The organism is Halobacillus locisalis (assembly GCF_013694105.1).
Classification (GTDB): Bacteria; Bacillota; Bacilli; order Bacillales; family Halobacillaceae; genus Halobacillus; species Halobacillus locisalis.
Map to the genome: position 1 here is coordinate 247,302 of NZ_JACEFG010000002.1, position 20,429 is coordinate 267,730.

Below are 20,429 nucleotides of genomic sequence, written 5' to 3' on the forward strand. Positions count from 1 at the left end.
GATGCCCGTACAATAAGTACTAATACTTATCTGCTTCACCTCATTAAAGAGGGGAGCCGTACACAAAGGAGCCGATTCTATGAGTCAGTCAACCATTACCATCGTGAAAAATACCGATAAAAAGCAGAAGCCACAATCGAAGGATATCGCCTTTGGTCGTACGTTCACCGACCACATGTTTGTCATGGATTATGAATCGGACAAAGGGTGGCACGAGCCGCGCATCGTCCCTTATGAGCCACTCACGCTGGACCCGGCGGCGATGATTTTCCACTACGGACAGACGGTATTCGAAGGCATGAAAGCGTATCGTACAGAAGATGACCGCGTGCTTTTATTCAGACCTGACAAAAACTTGGAGCGCTTGAACTTGTCGAGTGATCGTCTGAGTATCCCGCCGGTTGATGAAGAAAAAGTGATGGAATACTTGGTCGAATTGATTCGCCTCGAACAGGACTGGGTGCCATCCTTCGAGGGGACGTCGCTTTATGTTCGTCCGTTTATCATCGGGACAGAACCGAGTCTAGCCGTCGCGCCTTCAAAGACGTACAAGCTGATGGTGATTCTGTCACCAGTCGGTCCTTATTTCAAAGGTGGAATCAAACCCGTACAGATCAACGTGGAAGAACAATACACGAGAGCGGTAAAAGGCGGAACAGGCATGGCGAAGACGGCCGGAAACTATTCGTCCGCTTACCAAGCCCAAGCCAAAGCCTATAAAGAGGGCCTTGCCGATGTGTTGTGGCTCGACGGCATCGAAAAACGATATATCGAAGAAGTGGGCAGTATGAACATCTTTTTCAAAATCGACGGTGAAGTCGTCACGCCGGCACTGAGCGGAAGTATATTGAAAGGCATTACACGAATGTCGATCATTGAGCTGCTGCAAAAATGGGGCATTCCTGTATCAGAACGCAGAATATCCATTGAAGAGTTGTACGAAGCGTATGAAGAAGGCAAGTTGGAAGAAGCATTCGGCACGGGAACAGCTGCCGTCATTTCACCTGTCGGGGAGCTGAACTGGCTCGGACGGAAGATGACGATCAATGACGGAGAAATCGGTTCGCTGTCTCAGAAGCTGTATGACACGATCACTGGTATTCAGCGTGGCTCCGTCGAAGATGCCTATGGCTGGACGGTGGAAGTGTAAAGACTCTCTGCCGTTTTTATAGAGTTTGGAGCTAGAAATGGTAGTGAGAGACGCGATCACGTCGGTTTTAGAAGATAGTCGGTATCGAAATGGTGGAGAGAACTCTTATCTCGACGGTTTTGCTAGACTAGTAAACGAAAAGTGGTAGATAGGGAATCGGTCTCGACGCTTTTGACTATAAATCAAGTTTATAATCGTAGAGATCATCAAAAAACACATGACCCCACGAGCTGGGATCATGTGTTTTTCTATGCGTTTCTTTCTTCCTCAACATCCATAAGATACACGCGGTCCTTGAAAGCGCCACGCTCTTTCCGTTTGTGTTGACGAATGTGTTCGAGTTCCTCAAAAGTCGCGCCGTGTGTCTGGACGAGGGCATGCATGACCTCGAGTACATCCGCAAGCTCCTTAAGGGCGTCTTGGTTGTTATCTGCGTTTAAGTATTCTTCGCTTTCTTCTTGCAGTTTCTTTCGAAGCGATTCTGCATACTCTGGTTCATCGAGGGTACGGGTGTTGAAATTCTTTCCGAGTGCTCCCATAATATCGGGGATTTTGTCTCGTACCAACTTGTTGTATTTTTTCAACAGATACCATCTCTCTTTCTACCTAAGGGTGCTTCCACAGTTCCCTATTTCCCCAGGATGAAAACGTCCGTTCACACCTGAAACTTAAAGCCATCCTTCTTTCTCCATGCGGGAGATGGCTTCGATCCGGTTGCTCACTTCCAATTTATCAAGGATGACCGAAATATAATTGCGTACGGTCCCTGTGGTGATGAACAACTCTTTAGAAATTTCCTTCGTGTTCTTTCCATTAGCCATCAACCGAACCACTTGGCGCTCCCGCTCGGTCAAAGGGTTCGGTTGCGTAAAAGCAAGGTCGACAAGCTCGGGGGAAAAGATTCGCTGTCCATTCATGATTTTGCTGATGGCGGTGGAGAGCTCTTCTGACGGGCTGTCTTTCAGAAGGTATCCACTGACCCCTGATTTCCGGGCTCGTTCAAAGTAGCCAGGGCGCGCGAAGGTCGTCAAGATGACGACCTTACATGGATGATGCAACAGCTCCTCTGCTGCATCCAGTCCATTTTTGACAGGCATCTCAATGTCCATAATGCAGACGTCAGGATTCAATTCGTGGACAAGTTCGACCGCTTCCTCGCCGTTGTTGGCTTTTCCGACGACTTCCATTCCCTCTTCAAAATCAAGTAAGGCACCGAGCGCACCGAGAAGCATGCGCTGGTCTTCCGCAATCACAATTCGAATCATGAATAATCCTCCTTCTCTACATGTTGGATGACATTAGGCACATGAAAACGCAATTCCGTTCCATCATCCGTATCAATTTCAAGTCTACCGTTGACGAATTCAAGGCGCTCTCGCATTCCTTGTAGACCATTGCCTTGAAACGGATCAATAGTCTCAGGCATGCCGATGCCATCATCCTCGATCGTAACCAGGATTTCTGTCGGACACTGAGAAATAGTGACATGACAACTTGTGGCTTCACTGTGTTTGACGATGTTCGTGGTCGCTTCTTTCAAACACATGCTTAACACATTCTCGACGAGGAGCGGGGTGTTGGACGGGTTCGGGTCGCCTTCCCACGAGAAGGTCATCTCCGCTGCTTCGATGATCTGTTGGACACGGACGAGTTCGTCTTCGAGTTTCGTCCCGCGCATGTCTGAGACCATGTCGCGTACTTCTTTTAATGCCGTCCGAGCGGTTTGTTGAATATCTTCTAGCTCGGAAGCGGCCCGCTCAGGATTTTTGGGGATCAACTTACCGGCAAGTTCCCCTTTCAAACCGATCATCGATAGCTTTTGACCGAGCGTGTCATGTAAGTCCCGCGCAATCCGCTCGCGTTCCTCGATGACCATCAATTGAGAAATTCGCTCGTTCGCATTCTGCAATTGCCCTTCCAACTTTTGTTGCTGACTGCGATATCGAACGGTAAACGGCAGTAAAATGACCCCGATGATGGTAATGATGATAAACGGAAGTTGCGGGAATAATGATTCGACCTCTAATATGAATGTCGTCGTGACCGCAGCAAGCGTCGTGGTCAGGTGGACGATATACAACGATAGAAAACCTCCGAAATGCTTTATGCTTCCGATATAAAAGGCGAGGAACAGTGCAAAGTACACATAACCGAACAACAGCGTCATCGTCAGGCTGATGGCCATTTCGATACTGACCCATAAATAGATCCAGCGGCTGTTCGAAATAAAGGATAACCGGTACGACAGGAAAAAGACGAGGGTCATCAGGACACCGAACGCCACTTCATACATCGATGAAGAGCGGAAAATGAATAGAAAAGGAAGAAGACAGAAGATAATCCAGACGTAGCTGCTTAATCCTGTGTTTTTAGGTATGATATGGTACCAGTTTTGCATGGCGCACCTCCTCGGTTCGGTTTTTTCAGACATGGGTAATGGGATATCGGACAAGTTGGTCGGGAATCCGGACATCTTATTTCGTTAATCGGACAATGGTGCGCATTATTCGGACATTTCGGGATTTACCGGACATTCTGGCGTCTGATTCGGACAATTGGCACGATAATTCGGACACCTGCGCCCCCACTGCGATCGAGACCCCGGCCACCTGGAACGATAAATCAGATATCACAACCATTATATCGGACAAAAGCCTTCATATACCTCATTATAACTGGAAAACAGCCTACTCGTTAAGAATAGGCTGTTTCATCAGAAGTTACTTGTCTTGTAAGCTTGGCTGCTTGTTATCCATAAACGCAACACGCTGTTTCTTAATTCGTGCTTTCGCTTGTTTAAAGGACACAAACGTTTTGTTCGATTTATCGTACAACCGGAAACGGATCGATTGTAGGCTCGATTTCAACGTGATCGTTGTTGCGTGCTTCAATGGAGGCGTTTCTTCATGTGCTTTTTCCAAGTGATAGTTCGGAACACGCGGGCTTAAGTGATGCACATGGTGGAATCCGATGTTGCCGGAAACCCATTGCAGCACACGTGGAAGCTTGTAGTACGAGCTTCCGTCAACGGCCGCTTTCACAAAGTCCCATTCTGATTCATCTTCAAAATACGAATCTTCGAATTGGTGCTGGACGTAGAAGAGCCAGATGCCTAGAACACCAGATACATACAATACCGGAAGCTGAATGAGCAGGAATGCCTGCCAACCGACAGCCCAAATGAGTAGGGAGTAGAGAACGACGACGGCTGCGTTTGTTACGTGCGTATTCGTTCGCTCGCGCCCTTTCGCTCCTTTGCGGTTCAAACGGTTATCGATCAAGAACAGATAAATAGGTCCAAGTCCGAACATGACGACAGGGTTACGGTATAGACGGTACATTAAACGTTCCCAGCGAGAGGCTTCGGCATATTCCTCGACCGTCATGATCCAAATATCTCCCGTTCCACGCTTGTCTAAGTTTCCGCTAGTCGCATGGTGGATCGAGTGGGCGCGCTTCCACTTTTCGAATGGGAAGAGGGTCAAGATGCCTGTGATCGTTCCGATGATACGGTTCGCTTTGTTGCTTTTCAAAAAGGATTGGTGTGTACAGTCATGGAAAATGATAAATAAACGTACGACGAATCCGCCTGTTATGGCAGCTATCGCAAGGGTCAACCATACCGACCAGGAAAGGCTTACGTAAGCCAGTGTCCATAGGGCGACTAATGGAAGAACAGTATTGATGAGTTGTCTGATTCCTGCTGATGTGTCAGGTTTTGCATAGTTTGCTACGCTTTTCTTCAGTTGCTTTGTTTTTTCTTTATTCATCATACGACTCCTTCGCAATGATTCATTATAGGTTTATGATAGACCAAACCTCAATCCTTTATAAGACATAAACGTCAGGACCTGACCATGACACTTGTCATGGGTTGCTGTGTAATGATGGGAAAAAATCAGTCGTGAGGCGGAGAAGAAGTCCACCTGCCGCAACTCGTGGCATCACGCATGCTTCTATAAAATGAAGGTATCAAATGAAAAGGCGTGATGATCATGGAAGCGAAAGAAGTATGGGGGGCAGAAGCCAAACCCTCTGTTTTTCAAAATAAAAATTTTCTTCTCCTATGGGGAGCGGCATTATTGTCGAGTTTCGGAATATCCTTTTTCTTATTTTCTCAAAGTTGGTATGTCGTGAATGTGCTTGGTCTCGAGGCATCACTCGGGTTGATCTATGTAGCTTCGAGCATTCCGCGGCTCGTATTCATGGTGATCAGTGGAACCGTAGCGGATCGCTTCAGTAAAACAAAAATCATGTTTCTTTCTGATATGATTCGAGGTCTGTTGCTCATTGGACTCGTCATCTGGTTCTTCACAGGGGGGATTACCGTTTGGACATTCGTCGGTTTTGCCTTTTTCTTCGGCATCCTGGACGCATTCTTCTGGGCCGCTGAGGGAGCGATTGTACCGACGATCATTCACAGAGACAACTTGACCCGTGGCAATTCCATCATTCAGATGACGAACCAGACTTCCTTCATCTTAGCCCCGATGCTCGCAGGGGTGATGATTGCATTCGGTGGTTACGAAGTCGTGTTCGGGATGACGGCTGTGATGCTCTTGCTTGCAAGTGTGCTGGTCTTTCTTATGCGCGTGCCCGCCACAAACAAGGACGGTGGAAATGAACAAAAGTTCTGGGAATCCTTTAAGGAAGGTTTTGGTTATGTAAGGCAGTCTCGCGTCTTGACGCTCCTATTGTTAACGACTGTATTTATGAATCTGTTTCTCGTCGGTCCCATGACCATGGGGTTGCCGCTTTTCGTGAAAACGATTCTACAAGGATCTGCGCTCGATTTCAGTTTGTTAGAAGCAGGTCTTGCAGGAGGGATGCTGATCGGATCGGTGGTAATCGGTGTGATGAACATTAATCAAAAAAGAGGCAAAATCGCTATTGTCGCTGTGTTCATGGCAGGAATAATGTTCGCTGGTCTCAGTTTGACGACAGTGATGTGGATGAGTATCACGATGCTCGGGTTATTCGGCTTAACGCTTTCCTTCTCCAACATCCCGGCGATTTCGGCCATCCAAAGTATGGTCGAAGAAACGATGATCGGTCGTGTGATGGGGCTTCTCTCCCTCGCTTCTATGGGGCTGATTCCCGTCAGCTATGCCCTGACGTCGATTGTGCTTTCATACGGTGTTCCGATCAACACGATCATGTTAAGTGGGTCTCTTTTAGTCGTGCTGTATGCCAGCTTCGTGTTTGTCCGGTTCAAAGAATTGAGAGAATTGAATTAATCGATCACCAAAAGCCGTCCCAAGCCTTGAAACGAAGGTCAATGGGCGGCTTTTTGAGTATGTGAAAAAACTAACAAGCATTATTTTCCAATTGCTATTGTGATTAAACTATAAAACTTGCCGCTTATCTTTGTGTTTCGTGCACGTTGTGAATAGAGGTTCACAGACGTTACAATATTCTTAACAATTAAAAATTTCAAACATCCACCTGAAAGAACCCTCATGGTTCCCAATAGGAGATAGATGAAAGGGGTGTGATGATCTTGGAAGCCATCAGTAAGAATTTCTTCTTATACCTTTCCAACAACAAAGTGTTAGATCGCTTAGCGAAGCGTTTTGGTGCAAATTTTGGGGCTGACAAGATTGTAGGGGGAGAGACCATCTCCCAGGCGATTCCGTTAATTCAACAGCTGAACCATGAAGGTTTACACGTCACGGTGGACCATTTAGGAGAATTTGTTTATTCCGAAGAGGAAGCGAAAGAACGGACACAGGAATGTATCCGGAGCATTCAAGCGATTGCTCATCACGGTTTACAATCCGAAGTGTCGTTGAAGCTGACATCACTCGGGCTTGATATTTCCCATGAACTTGTCATGGAAAATATGGAGTTGATTTTGCAAGAAGCCGGTAAGCATGACATAACAGTCACGATCGATATGGAAGATTCCGCTCGGTGTGGCCCGACACTCGATATTTACAAGGAGCTTAAGGCGACGTATCCGAATCTCGGAACCGTGGTTCAATCCTATCTATACCGGTCCGATCAAGACCTTGATGATTTAAGTCCGTACGATCCTTATTTACGTCTCGTCAAAGGGGCCTATAAAGAATCTGGAAAAGTGGCTTTTCCCGAAAAGCGCCTCGTTGATGATAATTTGAAACACCTTATAAAGAAGAACTTGCTCAACGGTCACTACACGGCGATTGCGAGTCATGATGATGCGATCATCGATTTCACGAAGCAACTCGTCCAGGATCATAACATCCCGAATGACCGCTTTGAATTCCAAATGCTCTACGGAATGCGCAATGAAACGCAAGCGAAATTGGCAGAAGAAGGCTACAAAGTACGTGTCTACATGCCTTATGGCGAAGACTGGTACGGCTACTTCATGCGCCGCCTGGCTGAACGTCCGGCGAACATCGCTTTTGCGATGAAAGGCATTTTCAGTAAATAAACAATTTAAAGGAGGATTTACCATGGTACAACCATATAAGCACGAACCATTCACTGACTTTACAATCGAGGAAAACAAAAAGGCGTTTGAAGAGGCGCTGAAGCAAGTAGAGAAAGAGCTAGGACAGCACCATGACCTGTTGATTGATGGAGAGCGTGTACGCACAGATGCGACGATTACGTCGACAAACCCGGCCAACACGAAGCAAGTGGTCGGAACGGTATCGAAAGCCAATGCGGAGCTTGCAGAAAAAGCGATCCAATCGGCATCTGATGCATTTGATGGTTGGAGAAAATGGTCTCCTCGCGCTCGTGCGGAGCTATTGTTCCGTGCTGCCCACATCATTCGTCGCCGTAAGCATGAATTCTCTGCGTACCTCGTATACGAAGTAGGGAAGCCATGGAGTGAAGCGGATGCGGATACAGCAGAAGCAATCGACTTCCTTGAATACTATGGCCGTCAGATGATTGAGCTGAAAGAAGGCAAGCAGATCGAAAGCCGTCCAGGTGAACAAAACCGTTATGTTTATACATCTACAGGTGTCGCGGTCGTTATCCCACCTTGGAACTTGGCCTTTGCGATCATGGCAGGTACAACAGTAGCACCACTTGTCACAGGAAGCACGGTCGTCATGAAGCCAGCAAGTAACAGCCCGATTGTAGCGGCGAAATTCATTGAAGTACTGGAAGAAGCAGGACTTCCAAAAGGCGTACTGAACTTTGTACCAGGAAGCGGTGGAGAAGTCGGTGATACGCTGGTCGACCACCCGAAAACGGCGCTTATTTCCTTCACAGGATCTCGTGATGTCGGTACACGTATTTTGCAGCGTGCGTCCGTCATTCAAGAAGGTCAAAAGCATATCAAACAAGTGATTGCTGAAATGGGTGGTAAGGACACGGTGGTTGTCGATAACCAATCCAACCTGGAAACAGCAGCAGATGCCATCATCAAATCCGCTTATGGATTCTCTGGTCAGAAATGTTCTTCGGGATCCCGTGTGGTCGCTCACCAGGACGTGTACGATGAGCTTCTAGAAATGGTGAAAGAGCGTACGGAAAAACTGACGCTCGGAAACGCTTCTGAAGAGAACGTCTATATGGGACCAGTCGTCGACCAAGGCGCATTCGACAAGATCATGAGCTATATGGAAATCGGCAAAGAAGAAGGCCGCCTCATCACAGGTGGTAAAGGCGACGATTCCAAAGGTTACTTCATTGAGCCTACGATCTTCGCAGACTTGGCTCCGAACTCCCGCATGCAGCAAGAAGAAATCTTCGGCCCAGTCGTTTGCTTCACAAAAGCGAAAGACTTCGACGAAGCGATTGAAATTGCCAATAACACAGAATACGGACTCACAGGTGCTGTCATCTCAGATAACCGCCAGCACTTAGAGCAAGCGAAGGAAGACTTCCACGTCGGAAACCTTTACTTCAACCGTAGCTGTACAGGTGCCATCGTCGGCTACCAGCCATTCGGCGGATTCAAGATGTCTGGTACAGACTCTAAAGCCGGAGGCCCGGATTACCTGACGCTTCACATGCAAGCGAAGACGATTTCTGAAATGTTTTAAACTAGACATCAATATTGAAAAAGCTCTCCTTCGGGGGAGCTTTTTTGTCGTTTCTGCAACAGGCAGCCCAAGTACCTCTATTCTCTTTTCAGCTGACCATCTGCTATAATGGAACAAAATAACACTGGCTGGAAAGGTACGGGTTGCGATGGAAGCAAAAGAAACCATTCTGAATACAGAAGATATCCATAAAGCGACAGATTTGATCAGTGCAGAACTCGGCAAACCTGTCATTATCGAAAATAAAAATTTCGAATTGGTGTCCTATAGCTCAACGTTTGAAGATTTTGATCAAACCCAGCAGAAGACGATTTTGTCCAAGAAATGTCCAAGTTTTATCATCGATCGGTTAAAAAAAGAAGGCATCGTCTCTCGTCTAGATAAGAATCCAGACCCCATTCGTGTGCATCCCATTGAAGAACTCGGCTTTCACCAACGGGTCGTTATTGGAGCCAAACACCTTGGCCACACCGTCGGGTACGTATGGGTGCAGGAATCCGATCGTTGGATGGAAGAAGATGAAATGGCGCTTCTAGAAGAAGTAACGCCACATATCGGTCAATTGATCCATCATATGTACGCTAAAACGAACGCGAAGGAAGGCCGCAAAGAAGAATTGTTATGGCAACTGCTTCACCACGAATATGGAAGTGAAAGTCAGTTTCGCCATGATGCTTCGTTAGCGGATCTAGGCATTCCTGAACGCTTTTCGGTCGTCGTATTCTCCGTTACGGCTCCCCAATATATTAATTTATTGGAATATTTAGAGGAGACGGTTCACCGGTTTAAACGTCACAGGTCCTTATATTATTTAACCTCAGAATTCCAGATGGTTCTCGTATTAGAGGGGAAATCGAACGATAAATTCTCATCACGCGACTTAGCCCGCGATTTCATCGACTCTGTGAAATATGAAATTGGAGAAGAGTCGTTCTACCACTTTTTAATCGGCGTCGGCAAAGAATACACCAGTCTCTATTATATGAGGAAAAGTTTTCTAGAAGCCCTCGAAGTGATAGAAACGGCCAACTTCATCGGCCCTCGCCCAGAATCGATGCCCCGAGAATTTTCGAAGCTCGGTATTTACCGTTATGTCGCGGCACTCTATGAGAAGAACAGCTCGGAAGATTACTATAGTGAAGATTTGCTGATCTTAATCAAGAAAGATGCCGAAAAGCAAACGGATCTCCTGCGCACATTGGAAGTGTATTTGGCCAATAACGGCAAGGGGAAACAGACGGCTCAGGAGTTGTTCATCCACCCGAACACGCTCAATTACCGGATCAAACAAATTCAGGAGATTACCAATATCGACTTTGCTGATTTTAATATGAAGGCATATCTGTACACGGAATTGCTTCTGCTCAATAACGTGGATTCCTATTATCAGCGATATAAAGCCGCCTCTCTCTAATGTGAAACGGGCATTGCTGAAGTTGAAGACTGGTAAGGTTCGTTATGGTGTATGGAATAGGGATGGTTTTGAAACAACTCGCTTTCCTGCGGTGGAGCCGGCAAGCCTCCTCAGTCGTTAACACTCCTTGTGGGGTCTTGCCTGAGTCCTTCTCCCGCGGGAGTCTCGCTGTTTCAAAACCACCCCTATCAACATGTAGTGGAACGAACGCTCGAGTATGGCGGGTACGTTAGTGGGATACTCGTACATAAAATTTTTATGTGTAGACAAGCCAATTCATGTTTCCGTTCTCCTTACAAAGGTAAGAAGGGCCGGGAAATGGCGAGACTCCTGTGGGATGTACGTGATCGGTGAGATCCTGCAAGGCGGAGCCTGAGGAAGCTCACCACATGCCCACGGAAAGCGAGTCATTTCCCTGCCCTTCAAACTCTTGATTACGTAACGGAAATCACCTGAATGTTGGATACTTTGTAGAATAAAAATCCCGTTGTCTGCTGGGTGCAGACAACGGGATTTTTTTATGAGCTATATCCCTCTTCTGGGTGAGAGTTTTTAATGAAAAAGGCCATGATGAAGCCTACAATCGCAATGACTCCTGCCACAATAAAGGAGACGTTCACACCGTGAATCAATCCAGTGACGCCTTCGGACGGATTGGCTTGTGTTGTCATGACGGAAACGAGTAAGGCCGTTCCGACGGCACCTGATACTTGGCGCATCGTGTTGTTCATCGCCGTACCATGAGGCATGAGGCGGGCGGGTAGCTGGTTGAGCCCCGCTGTTGTGACCGGCATCATGACCATCGCAATTCCGAACATACGAACACAGTTGACGAGAGCAAGATACGTGAATGTCGTGGCGGTCGTCAAGTTTGTAAACATGAACGTAGATATAACGAGTAAGGCAAGCCCGATGACCGCAAGCCACCTTGCGCCGAATTTATCGAATAGTTTTCCGGTAATCGGGTTCATGATCCCCATCAATAAGGCACCAGGCAGAAGCATCAACCCTGATTCAAACGCAGTAAAGCCTAGCATATTCTGCATGAGAATCGGCAATATGACCGCGCCGCCGATCATGGCAATGAACACGACCATACCAAGAGCGGTGGTTAACGTGAATATCTTATATTTGAAGATCCTGAATTCCAAAATCGGTCTTTCCAATTTAAGCTGCCGCAAGATGAAAATCGTGAGAGCGACGGCTCCTACAATCAGGGAAATCATCACTTCGTAACTGCCCCAACCACTGTTTCCGGCAACACTGAATCCATACAGTAAACCGCCGAAACCAAATGATGAGAGAATGATCGAGATTGGATCGACTTTTGGGAAGGTTTGCTTCGTTACATTTTTTAAAATAAAGTAAGCGACAATCATATCAATAATGGCAATCGGTAAAATGACATAGAATAAACTTCTCCAAGGAAACTGCTCCACTAAATATCCTGATAGTGTAGGTCCGATGGCGGGAGCAAAGGCAATGACAAGTCCGAACATCCCCATTGCGGATCCCCTTTTCTCAACAGGGAACACGAGAAATAGAATCGTCTGCATCAAAGGCAGAATAATACCCGCACCAGAAGCTTGCAGGACACGTCCTGTTAATAAAACAGAGAAGTTCGGAGCTAGGGCACAGACGAGCGTGCCGAAAGCGAATAGTCCGACCGCTGTGAGGAATAAGCTCCTTGTTGTGAATCGCTCAATTAAAAAGGCCGTAATCGGGATCATGATTCCGTTAACAAGCATGAAAATCGATTGTAGCCATTGGGCGGTATTGGCATCAAGATTAAGGTCTCTCATGATGTGTGGAAGAGCCGTAGCTAGCAACGTCTGGTTCAAGATCGCTACGAATGCTCCCGAAATCAACACAATCATCAAGGGAACGCGGTTAATCTCTTGTGGGTTGGTTTCGTCTGACATGATGAATTCCTTCTTTCTATTTACTTAGGTCACTAAATAAATAGTTTAGCATAGATGCTCCTTTTTTTTGAATCATTTGCTTCATTCTAGTGAACATCTTCTACCTAAATAATTAGTATAAGATCGCCTTGTTTTGAAAAAGGTCAAGAAGGAGAATATATCCCTTTCTCGAATGGTAAAGGTAAGAGTGGAATATGTAGAGGTAACCAACACATTGAAGGTGAAATGATGACGAGAATAAAATGCGTACATAGCGATCTGAAAATCAAATACCGATCAGAGGAAATCCATCTATTACCGAAAGAGTTTCAGCTGTTTCAGTTTTTATATCAACGACAGTCACGGATTTTTACTAGAGAGGAGCTTCTGGATGCCGTATGGCCGACCGGCACTCCGACAGACAGAACCGTTGATGACCATATTTACCGAATTAGAAAGAAGCTTGAGCCTTGGTCGTCCTTCGTCAAGATTGAGACGGTCAGGGGACAAGGTTACGTCATCAAGATCGAAAAAGAAGAACAAGAGAGTCCTTTGCTGCGTGATGAAGAGTTCTCTAATCACGTGAACATGCTTTTTCATAAATATCACCTTTATGGTCAAGGTGATGCTTTGAAGCTTCTTGAGGAGAACCAGGCTGCTTTTGGATTTGAGCTTGATATCGAAAGGCGTCTTTATCTCCATTTCATGAATGGAAATTTTAAATGGTTTGTGGAAACGGAGGAGGCCTCTTTTTGGGAGAGGTGCTATTATCTTTTGCATATTTATTCCTACATAGCTAAAGACAAAAGAAAATGTCTCAATTATTTCACGAAGGCCATGCATGCAAGGGAACTTCCTGATGATCACCGCCTTGAAATCAAGCTTTTGAATCGATTGTCGCTTTTGATTTTCACCAGACAGTTAGAGGAAGCAGAGCTCCTGCTCATTCAATCGAAAAAAGAGATTTATGAAAAGGAGCTAAAAGGCTTTATCCCTCTCATGTCCTTGACCGAAGCTTACCTTGCTATGCTACGGAATAATCGTGATGATGTGGATGAAAAAATGGTTGCTATGGAAAATATCCTTGGACAATATCCGTTTTCCAGAGAAAAAGCGAGCTTTTCCATACTGAAAGGAATATACAGACTCCTTATAGGTGAATCTTCTGATGCGAAGGGATATTTTGATCGAGGGTTTGAGAAATTTAAAGAAGCTAAATACATTCCTGGTCTGTTCATCAATCTGAATATCATCCAGTTCTTTATCAATGAGTGGGAGCTGGAAAATGGTTTACACGCTTATTTTCGAGAAGTGTGGGAAACCGAACTGATCGAGTATAATCTCGTCGATTTGGAAAAGAAAATCGGCAGAGAGCTTTCGTATTACTTAGGTTCTGTGGATGGTTGATATTCATGTAGGTTCAACATCCCCTCTCAGACTTTGAGGGTTCTCTGTTGAGATTTTGGCGATTTCCGTTGCATGGGGTAGTGTTCGAAGGGCTGGGAAATGACTCGCTTTCCGGTGGCATGTGGTGAGCTTCCTCAGGCTTCGCCTTGCGGGATCTCACCGATCATGTACATCCCACAGGAGTCTCGCCATTTCCCGTCCCTTCTTGTTTTCTTGAGGAGAACGGAAACATAGGTGAGCTGGTTCACCTCAAATAACCGAATGTGCGGGTATTTTGCTAGCCAGCGCATTGTTCATGAAGAGGGTTCCCCCGCAGGAAAGCGAGTTGTTTCAAAACCAGCCCCTGCTCTTAATATGTTAACGAACTTAAAACACCTCGAAATCAAGTCTTCCGCAATCCTGACCGATTCTTGAACAAATTGAAAGATGAGAAACAAAATCTTTCCTCTGATATTCCTCTGACATTCACCCGTTATGCTCATGATTAAGAAATCATGTGGGAGGTATCAGAGATGAAAGTAGCGGACTCAATTTGGAAAGATCGAAATTTTATTAAATTCTTTTCTTCCAATGTTCTTTCGAATTTAGGCAATTGGTTTGATTTTGTAGCCGTACTGATTTTATTCAGGTACACGTGGGAAGCGGATCCGATGCTCATTGCCCTAATCCCTGTCATGTATGCCATTCCAAGCGTAATACTAGGTCAATTTGCTGGTGTTTTGGCTGACAGGAAAAACAAATTAAAGATTCTTGTTCAGTCCGATTGGATCCGGGGCGGACTGACGTTACTGCTTGCCTTTACACCTTCTCCCTTATTCGCTTTGCCGGTACTTCTCTTCCGTAATATGGTCGGAGTGATCAGTCTGCCAGCCCAGCAAGGGTTGATGAGAAACATTGTAGAAGAGGAAGACTTGATGAAGGCGGTAACCATCAACGGAAGTCTCTTTCAACTGGTTAAGGTGGTGGGCCCGCTTCTTGGCGGTTCGATAGCAGGAATAGCATCTCCACAATTTTCAATTCTCATCAATGCTTTTTCCTTTGTCGTGTCCGGTATCGTGCTCTCTCGCATTACCTTGAAAAACCAGCAAACTTTCAAGGTGGGGGATCGTACTACTCGTGATCAATTAGGGTTTCTATCCTCTTGGAAGGAAGGGTGGTCCATCATTTTTCAGAATAGGATCCTTACAGCAAGCATTCTGTTTGGGATTGTCAGTACCTTGACGATTCAAATGATCGATGCCCAGCTCGTTACGTTGTTCAGTGAAGTGTTTCCAAAGAAAGCTGGAGTGACAGGGTGGGCCATTTCTGCCATTGGAATCGGTTCGCTCGTTATGGTGGTGCTGCTGAATAGGTTCGAAAAAATTCAGAGGTATGGATGGTTCTTTGGTCTCGGCAGCTTTCTGATCGGTTCGATGACAGCTGGATTTGGGTATTTAGGTGAGTACACCTTTATCTTAGCCGCCATCACACTAGCTATCATTGGGGGGATCGGCAATGGACTCACCTATACGGCTATTCAGTATTTAATTCAAAAAGAACCACCGAAAGAGGCCATCGGAAGGGTATCAGGTATTGTGGACTCTACGTTGAGCTTGTTGTTTATGATCGGTCCACTTTTGGGTGGCATTCTGATCACTCAATTCGGTATTCTTTCGACTTTCAGGGGGATTGGAATGACCCTTGCATTAATCGGAGTAGCTGGAATTCTCTTGCAAAAGTTCATATGGAAGGTGAACAATCCGACTTTATCGCATGTTGAACCAATAAAAGAATCCTCACCAAATAGTAGCTATAGTAGTTAAACGGTTTCCATAATCACGTAGGCCATATTTGTAAGTGGCCAACGAATTTACGAAAAAGAAGGATAAAGTATAGAAGGTGTTAAATGTAATAAATAGAGCACAACAACAAAGGGAGGAACATGATGAGCAAATACAGTTTGTATGGCAAATTTACGGTACAAGAGGGCAAGCGTGACACGATGGTAGGTATTTTGTTAGAAGCAGCAGAATCGATGAAAGATCTGAGTGAGTGCGAAGTTTATCTTGTGAATACTTCTGAAACTGAGCCTAACAGTGTGTACGTATATGAAGTGTGGAGTAATCAAGAAGCTCACGAAGCTTCTTTAACGCTAGAGTCTACACAGACATTGATCAGTCGTGCGAAGCCGATTATGACGGGAATGGAAAGAATCAACACGTTGGATACACAGGGCGGAAAGGGTGTTCAGGTTCAATCTTGACGAAAAAGTAAAACGAACTCAGCTGCCTAAAATCAGGTAGCTGAGTTCGATTCGTTACGCTTCTTTTTTCCGTTCAGATTTATTGATGATCGTCGTACCGACTAGGTCACCGGTTACGTTCAAGGCTGTAGCTCCCATGCCGACAAGCACGTCAACCGCCGTGAGTAACGCTACGGTCTCCATCGGTAACCCGACTTGTGCGAACACCGTTGCAATCATGATGATGCCGGCGCCCGGTACACCGGCCGTACCGATAGAAGCGAGCACACCGATCAAGACGACTTGCAAGGTTTCGGCAATTCCGAAGGGTTGTCCAATCACATTCGCTGCGAACACGGCAGATACGGCAATCCGAATCGCTGCTCCGTCCATGTTGATGGTCGCCCCTAGTGGAAGACTGAATCCGTAGAGTCCCTTGTTCAACTTCAAATTACTGGCTGCGTTCAAGGTAACAGGCAGTGTACCCGAGCTGCTCTGCGTAACGAAGGCTGTTACGAGCGGATTACGAGCTTGGGAGAAGAAACGCTTCGGATCATTTTTAGTTGTCATCAGTAAGATGAAATAGAACCCGAGCTGGATGAGCAACGCAATATATAAGACGACAATAAAGTTCCCCAGTTCTAAGATGGTATCCAAGCCTTGTGTTCCGATGATTTCCGCTATAATGGCGAAAATCCCGATCGGCACGTATTGAAGAATCCCTTTCATGACGGTCAGTGTCGCTTCGTTCAAGCCATCTACGACTTTATAAACTTGCTCACCGACATCATTGTAATCGCGAGTCGAACGTAAATAAGAAAGCGCAATGCCAAAGACGACCGCTGTAAAAATGATGCCGAGTAGATTCATCTCTGTAAACGCCCCGACAATGTTATCCGGAACGATGTTCAAAAGAACACTCGTCACACCAGGGTTTTCGGGCACCTCCACACTTTCATCACCTTGAAGAGATAATCCCGTACCAGGGTTGAACAATTTGGCGATCGTAACACCGACAAGAATGGCTAAAGCAGAAGTTCCCAAGTAATAGAGGAACACTTTTCCTCCCATCCGTCCAAGGTTCGAAAGCTTCGTTTGGTTTATCCCTACAATTAAGGTGAATAAGATCAACGGAAGAATGATGAACTTAAGCAAACGAAGCAGCAAGTCCCCCAATGGTGCTAGCGCCGTTGCGCCCTCCCCGAAGATGATTCCTACAAGAATTCCGAGGACTAACGCGACGGAAATTTTCTTGATTAATGATGCTTCTCTATATTTATTCCATACGGCTTTCATAGTGAGCCTCCTTTTTTGAATGAATCATGATAATCCTGATCAAATTACTATGAATACTTTATATAATCTAAGGGATATCACCTTTTCTGTCAAAGCAGATGCTTCTGTTTGTGCTTATGAAAGGGGAGGGTATAGTAAGGAAAAGAGAGGAAGTGGGCCGATGAAAACACCAGTCATTGCGCTGACGGGAGCAAACGGTAATGTAGGACGTTACGTTATAGAGAATTTAAAAGGTGATTTGGACATCGTGGCCTTATCAGTAAGGGGTGACGGTGAACATACGGATCATGTGACGTGGCGCGCGTGTGATGTATATTCCCTATCTGATATCGAAGCAGGTATCGAAGGCGCAGATGTTGCCGTTTACCTGATGGATTCGATGCTTCCGAAAGCTACATTAACTCAAGGATCACCTAATAACCTACACATGATTGCAACTGATAACTTCGCGAAAGCGGCGAAGAATCAAGGAGTAAAGCACATCATTCATTGTAGTAATAGCATACCCCTCGACGTCTCAGAGCTTTCAGAGATAGAGGAAGTCCTACGATCGTACGGAACTCCCGTGACAACTATCCGGTCTTCTCGGATAAAAAAAGCCATGTGTACCTCTTTCATAAAGAAGGCGCAGACACACCAGAATGACGTCCGTTCTGTCCAAAGAATTCCGGCACCAAGAGGTTGGACTGCTGATGACGTAGCGCTCCATTATGTGAGGTGGCTCGGAGAGGTATTAAATCCTGTCGTGCAAACGACCACTAAGGAGAATCACTCATGTCAGATCGGACTCTCTTTTCTAAAGAAACCTTTGATTGAAATGGTATACGATGAAGATCAAAGTACATCTGACCTAGCTGTTTACTCCATCAGAAGGGGCTTGCTAGTGGATACGAACAGGCACCAACTTGCTCGTTTCGAATTCCGAAAAATCCCAAGAAAACCTGAATGCATGGCTGCCATTCACGACTACGTCCCTTCTTTGCCATGGCCCTTTTATCGCATGACACAAGCCTTCGCCCATCGGTTCATTATGGCCTGGTTTCGATTCCATATGTCTAAACTTACTTCTTACCGTTAAGAGCTTTGGGTCATCCACCGATATTATAAGAAAAGGAAACGTAAAGGATGAGTCTTATGCTTTTTATGAAAAAGAGGGAATCGAATTCAAATGTTAAACCAGGAGAAGGGTTAAAAGGAACAATCAATCTGGACCCGAATAGCGAACTGGCTAAGCAGTTAAAGATGATCCAATTGACCGAAGAAGATCTAGGGACGTTAAAATCACTCAAGCCGACGGTCGAGCGACATATCGAAGAAATTGTAGACCAGTTTTATAAGAATCTTGATCATGAACAGTCCTTGACGGAGATGATCGAAAGCAACAGTTCTGTCGATCGGTTGAAGAAAACATTGCGTCAACATATCAGTGAAATGTTTGATGGCGTGATCGATCAAGAATTTTATCTCAAGCGGGCTCAAATTGCACGTGTACACTCAAGGATCGGTTTGACACCCAAGTGGTACATGTGCGCATTCCAGGACTTGATGCTCTCTTTCATGTCAATCTTCTCAGAAGAGTTTTTCCAGAAAGAAGCCTTTCATGACGCGCTTTCTGCGACGACGAAAATGTTGAATATTGAGCAACAGATTGTACTCGAGCTTTATGAACAGGAAGCTGCTGAAAAAAGGCAACAAGAGAAAGAACGCCGCGAAGAGGTGTATCGAAGTGTCGATCAAATGTCTGGTGAAGTAGCAGCCGTCTCCCAAGAAGCCAGTGCTTCTTCCGAGCAGTTGACCGGACAGACAGCTAGAATGGTCGAGGACTCTCGTAAAGGGAGCCAACTGGCTGATCAAGTCGGACGAAAATCCTTAGAAGGACAGCAACAAATCGAGGAGCAGAAGAACCAAATGCAGGAGATTAGCTCCAGTATTCATGTCATTTTAGAAGATGTGGAGAAACTTCAAAATGTATCAGCAGAAATCAACAAAATCGTAACGCTCGTCTCATCCATCGCGGAGCAAACGAATTTGCTTTCTCTTAATGCTTCGATTGAAGCGGCAAGGGCTGGTGAGCACGGTGCTGGGTTCACGGTTGTCGCACAAGAAGTACGTAAACTGTCCGAGCAGACACAGGATTCTGTATCCGAAGTATCCGGATTGATTTCTGAAACGAATGGTCAAATACATAACGTTTCAACAAATGTGAATGATATGAACGCTATGATCGAAAAGAGTACAGACGGTATGAATCGAATCCATCACTTTTTCACTGAAATCGTCTCAGCTACGGGAGAAAATGAGAAGATGAACAAAGCGATGGAACAGAACTTAGAGGGTTTTTCTGAAGTCATTAATGAAATCAACCAGGCTGTAGAACAAGTGTCTGTGTCTTCGCAACGGTTGACGGAAATGCGTGCATAGGATGATCGGTAAGGTGGCACATTAGAAGTGAGGTGACTTCTAATGAGTAAAAAAGATAAGAAACCGAACCGCCAGTTCAAAGAGAACCAAAACCATGGTGAAAAGCGGAATGGTCGTAAAGCCCAGTTCAAGAATTACAATGAAGAATTTGGCGAGGCACCGAATGAGTATATTAATAAAGATGAGTATTTTGGGAATCAAGAGAAGAAGTAAGGTGAAAAGAGGGCGGCCACCGCTCTCTTTTTTTACTATTTTTTATTTAGAATTAGAAAGATTCACGGTTCGTTACCGAATAAATGTGGGGGGTGGATTTGAAACAACTCGCTTTCCTGCGGGGGAACCGGCAAGCCTCCTCGGTCGTTGACACTCCCTGTGGGGTCTCGCCTGAGTCCTTTCTCCCGCGGGAGTCTCGTCGTTTCAAATCCACCCCCTTCTTAGTAAAAGCGAACGAACTCTTATATTACATATGGTGGGACTCTTTCCACTCCAGTCTAAAGAACCAAGCAGGCCTCATACTATTCTCAAGTTCAAGGTGTTGGCGCATGCCCCTTTAAACATTGGGAACGTTGAGAGAAGGTGTGAAAAACTCCAAAAAGGACGGTGCCTTGGTGGCGCCGTCCTTTTTAGGTTC

At 45.7% G+C, this 20,429-nt stretch carries 17 protein-coding genes; 11 read left to right on the plus strand and 6 right to left on the minus strand.

The features are described 5' to 3' along the window. Window positions 1–79: 79 nt before the first annotated feature. Window positions 80–1,150 (plus strand): branched-chain amino acid aminotransferase, encoded by a 1,071-nt coding sequence (locus tag H0266_RS08535; protein ID WP_181471987.1) that lies wholly within the window; start codon window positions 80–82, stop codon window positions 1,148–1,150. A gap of 248 nt (window positions 1,151–1,398) precedes the next feature. Here H0266_RS08535 and H0266_RS08540 read toward each other — a convergent pair whose 3' ends face one another. The 4 genes from H0266_RS08540 to desA form a co-directional block, all read right to left on the minus strand. Then, window positions 1,399–1,716 (minus strand): pyrophosphohydrolase domain-containing protein, encoded by a 318-nt coding sequence (locus tag H0266_RS08540; protein WP_343063240.1) that lies wholly within the window; start codon window positions 1,714–1,716, stop codon window positions 1,399–1,401. Window positions 1,717–1,818: 102 nt separating this feature from the next. Next, a complete protein-coding gene (locus H0266_RS08545) occupies window positions 1,819–2,415 on the minus strand; it encodes a response regulator transcription factor (protein WP_181471989.1) in 597 nt (198 codons plus the stop codon). Then, a complete protein-coding gene (locus tag H0266_RS08550; RefSeq protein WP_181471990.1) occupies window positions 2,412–3,548 on the minus strand; it encodes a sensor histidine kinase in 1,137 nt (378 codons plus the stop codon). The genes H0266_RS08545 and H0266_RS08550 overlap by 4 nt, the downstream gene beginning before the upstream one ends. 322 nt (window positions 3,549–3,870) lie before the next feature. After that, window positions 3,871–4,920 carry a Delta(5) desaturase DesA gene (gene desA / locus H0266_RS08555; RefSeq protein WP_181471991.1) on the minus strand — a complete coding sequence of 350 codons (1,050 nt, stop codon included), beginning with the start codon at window positions 4,918–4,920 and terminating at the stop codon, window positions 3,871–3,873. A gap of 225 nt (window positions 4,921–5,145) precedes the next feature. Here desA and H0266_RS08560 point away from each other — a divergent pair, with 225 nt between their 5' ends. The 4 genes from H0266_RS08560 to H0266_RS08575 all read left to right on the plus strand — a co-directional run bounded on the left by H0266_RS08560 (window position 5,146) and on the right by H0266_RS08575 (window position 10,552). Beyond that, complete coding sequence (locus H0266_RS08560) at window positions 5,146–6,387, plus strand: MFS transporter (protein WP_246363828.1); 1,242 nt, start codon at window positions 5,146–5,148, stop codon at window positions 6,385–6,387. A 263-nt stretch (window positions 6,388–6,650) separates the two neighbouring features. After that, entirely contained in the window at window positions 6,651–7,568 is a 918-nt protein-coding gene (locus H0266_RS08565) for a proline dehydrogenase family protein (RefSeq protein ID WP_181471993.1), read from the plus strand. 22 nt (window positions 7,569–7,590) lie between these two features. Beyond that, entirely contained in the window at window positions 7,591–9,138 is a 1,548-nt protein-coding gene (gene pruA, locus H0266_RS08570; RefSeq protein WP_181471994.1) for an L-glutamate gamma-semialdehyde dehydrogenase, read from the plus strand. 148 nt (window positions 9,139–9,286) lie between these two features. Next, window positions 9,287–10,552, plus strand: coding sequence for a PucR family transcriptional regulator (locus H0266_RS08575; RefSeq protein ID WP_181471995.1), 1,266 nt, complete (start codon window positions 9,287–9,289; stop codon window positions 10,550–10,552). Between the two features lie 518 nt (window positions 10,553–11,070). Here H0266_RS08575 and H0266_RS08580 read toward each other — a convergent pair. Beyond that, window positions 11,071–12,474, minus strand: coding sequence for an MDR family MFS transporter (locus tag H0266_RS08580; protein WP_181471996.1), 1,404 nt, complete (start codon window positions 12,472–12,474; stop codon window positions 11,071–11,073). Between the two features lie 228 nt (window positions 12,475–12,702). Here H0266_RS08580 and H0266_RS08585 point away from each other — a divergent pair, with 228 nt between their 5' ends. The 3 genes from H0266_RS08585 to H0266_RS08595 all read left to right on the plus strand — a co-directional run bounded on the left by H0266_RS08585 (window position 12,703) and on the right by H0266_RS08595 (window position 16,102). Further along, the gene (locus tag H0266_RS08585; RefSeq protein ID WP_181471997.1) at window positions 12,703–13,860 is read left to right on the plus strand and encodes a winged helix-turn-helix domain-containing protein; all 1,158 of its coding nucleotides are present in this window, start codon (window positions 12,703–12,705) and stop codon (window positions 13,858–13,860) included. Between the two features lie 512 nt (window positions 13,861–14,372). Then, window positions 14,373–15,662, plus strand: coding sequence for an MFS transporter (locus H0266_RS08590; RefSeq protein ID WP_181471998.1), 1,290 nt, complete (start codon window positions 14,373–14,375; stop codon window positions 15,660–15,662). A gap of 122 nt (window positions 15,663–15,784) precedes the next feature. Then, window positions 15,785–16,102, plus strand: coding sequence for a putative quinol monooxygenase (locus H0266_RS08595; protein WP_181471999.1), 318 nt, complete (start codon window positions 15,785–15,787; stop codon window positions 16,100–16,102). Window positions 16,103–16,156: 54 nt separating this feature from the next. On the opposite strand, the gene H0266_RS08600 is transcribed toward H0266_RS08595, so the two are convergent. Next, window positions 16,157–17,377 (minus strand): dicarboxylate/amino acid:cation symporter, encoded by a 1,221-nt coding sequence (locus H0266_RS08600; RefSeq protein ID WP_181472000.1) that lies wholly within the window; start codon window positions 17,375–17,377, stop codon window positions 16,157–16,159. 49 nt (window positions 17,378–17,426) lie between these two features. On the opposite strand from H0266_RS08600, the gene H0266_RS08605 reads away from it, so the two are divergent. The 3 genes from H0266_RS08605 to H0266_RS08615 are packed head-to-tail and all read left to right on the plus strand — an operon-like array spanning window position 17,427 to window position 20,011. Then, window positions 17,427–18,455, plus strand: a complete 1,029-nt coding sequence (locus H0266_RS08605) for an SDR family oxidoreductase (protein WP_246363830.1) — start codon at window positions 17,427–17,429, stop codon at window positions 18,453–18,455. Window positions 18,456–18,511: 56 nt separating this feature from the next. Continuing rightward, window positions 18,512–19,798: a globin-coupled sensor protein gene (locus H0266_RS08610; protein WP_181472002.1), complete on the plus strand. Its 1,287-nt coding sequence runs from the start codon at window positions 18,512–18,514 to the stop codon at window positions 19,796–19,798. A gap of 42 nt (window positions 19,799–19,840) precedes the next feature. Further along, a complete protein-coding gene (locus H0266_RS08615) occupies window positions 19,841–20,011 on the plus strand; it encodes a hypothetical protein (RefSeq protein WP_181472003.1) in 171 nt (56 codons plus the stop codon). Window positions 20,012–20,429 lie beyond the last annotated feature (418 nt).